Origin of the sequence: Meridianimarinicoccus zhengii, from assembly GCF_003254465.1 — a bacterium.
In the GTDB taxonomy this organism is placed as follows: Bacteria; Pseudomonadota; Alphaproteobacteria; order Rhodobacterales; family Rhodobacteraceae; genus Meridianimarinicoccus; species Meridianimarinicoccus zhengii.
On record NZ_QDFI01000164.1, the window covers coordinates 1 to 1,847 of the forward strand.

Consider the following 1,847-nt stretch of genomic DNA (forward strand, 5'->3'; position numbering starts at 1 on the left):
CGACGGCTGCGCGGCGCGGCGGGGGCGGCCGTCGCGGGTGCTGCCGGCTTGGCGGCCGCGGTGCCGGTCGCCGGGGCGCGCATGGTCGGTGATGCCGTGGTCTTGGCTGCTGCGGTCCGTGAAGACGCCTTGGGCGCGGAAGACTTGCGGGCGGCGGCGCCGCGCGGCTTGGCAGATGCCGGTTTCTTCCGTTCCGGCGCGGGCGCGGCGGACGCCTTTTCGGGCGCGGGGGCCGATGCCGCAGGCGCCGTGGGTCCCGTCCGTGTCTCGACCTGCGCCCGCGGCGCTGGCTGTGCCGCGACCGGCGTGTCCGCGACCTGCGCCGACGCGACTGGCGTCTCTGCCGTCGGCGCAGATGTCTTCTGTTCAGGCGCCGCAGTCCGTGGCGGTCCCGCCTTGGCCACGGGCGTGGGCTCCGGCGCTGTCACGGGGTCGGGTTTCGCTGCAGGGGTCGCGGCCTTCGGCTTTTCCGCCTTGCGCGCGGCAGGCTTCGGTGCAGCAGGCTTGGGGGCAGCAGGCTTCGCCGCGGCGGGCGCGACCTTGACGGGCGCATCGGGTACGCTGCGCAGTACGGGCCGGGCAGCCGACGATTTCAGTGTCACACGCTTGTCGTGCATGGTCCGCGCAGCGACTTGCGCCACGTCCCAACCCGGCGCCATCGCGGCCATCCGGAACCCCAGTTCGATCTGCGCCTCGGCGCTGCGGAACCAGAACTCCACGCCGTTGCGCCAGTAATCCATCGGTGTCATCATCTTTCCCGTCTCCAGTTCTCCGGGTCGTCGCGTGGGCAGGCCGCACAGGCCGGGTATCGTCATGGCCATCAGTCCAGCGGCCCCATGACCGCCTGGTTGAACCCGTAGACGCGGCGCGTGCCGGCCAGCGGAACCAGCGTCACCTCGCGCGTCTGGCCCGGCTCGAACCGCACCGCGGTTCCCGCGGCGATATCGAGCCGCCGACCCCGCGCAAGCGCGCGGTCGAAATCCAGCGCCCCGTTCGTTTCCGCGAAATGGTAATGGCTGCCGACCTGCACGGGCCGATCGCCTGTATTGGCGACACGCACGCGCACCGTGTCGGCACCCGCGTTCAGGACGATTTCGCCCGGTGCCGTCAGAATTTCCCCAGGGATCATCGCTGCATCCTTCTGCCTTGGCACCACGAGGGTTTCACAGGCCGCACCATTCGACAAGGCGCGACTGACCCTGCGGCACGTCCGCCGCCCGTACCCGCCGATACGATGCTGCACTGCCGAAAATCAAGGCAAATCGCCCTGCGCGGCGCCACTGGGCACAAATCGTGATGGCGGCGCCGATCAGCGGATCGGATGGTGCACCGTCACAAGCTTGGTGCCATCGGGAAAGGTCGCTTCAACCTGGACGTCGTGGATCATCTCGGCAACGCCGTCCATGCAGTCCGCCGCGGTGATCACCTCGGCCCCCGCCGCCATGAGATCCGCCACGCTGCGCCCGTCCCGCGCGCCCTCCACCACAAAATCTGTGATGAGCGCGATGGCCTCGGGGTGGTTCAGTTTCACGCCGCGCGCCTTGCGCCCGCGCGCCACCATGGCCGCCATGCTGATCAGCAGCTTGTCCTTTTCTCTTGGTGTCAGGTTCATCGCCCTTGTCTTTCCGTTGTTGTCCGCATGTGTGTTCGGCGCCCTTGCGCCCCTGTCACGCCGCCCAGACGCGGGGCAGCGACCGGCCTGTCATCACGCCCAGAACGCGCGCGACCACGCCGCGCAGCGCAAAGGCATCCGCCGCAAGCAGCCGCACGACGACGCGCCCGTCCCAGCCCGATGCAGCGCCCCGCACGCCCGTCGGCAGCTCCGCCAGCGCCGCGCGCACGGCGCC

Annotated in this window: 2 protein-coding genes and 2 pseudogenes; all 4 read right to left on the reverse strand. The window is 70.4% G+C overall.

Annotation, left to right across the window (positions count from 1 at the left end):
* Window positions 1-752: pseudogene (locus tag DDE13_RS22320) on the reverse strand (hypothetical protein); the annotation flags it as partial.
* Window positions 753-820: 68 nt separating this feature from the next.
* Window positions 821-1,129, reverse strand: coding sequence for an urease subunit beta (locus DDE13_RS22325; protein WP_111406388.1), 309 nt, complete (start codon window positions 1,127-1,129; stop codon window positions 821-823).
* A 180-nt stretch (window positions 1,130-1,309) separates the two neighbouring features.
* Entirely contained in the window at window positions 1,310-1,612 is a 303-nt protein-coding gene (locus DDE13_RS22330; protein WP_111406389.1) for an urease subunit gamma, read from the reverse strand.
* A gap of 55 nt (window positions 1,613-1,667) precedes the next feature.
* Window positions 1,668-1,847 (reverse strand): annotated as a pseudogene (locus DDE13_RS22335) (urease accessory protein UreD); the annotation flags it as partial.

What these genes read in the sequence shown, in the direction of transcription:
- DDE13_RS22325 (WP_111406388.1), bottom strand. Translation starts at nt 1,129, where the DNA reads ATGATCCCTGGGGAAATTCTGACGGCACCGGGCGAAATCGTCCTGAAC.
- DDE13_RS22330 (WP_111406389.1), bottom strand. Translation starts at nt 1,612, where the DNA reads ATGAACCTGACACCAAGAGAAAAGGACAAGCTGCTGATCAGCATGGCG.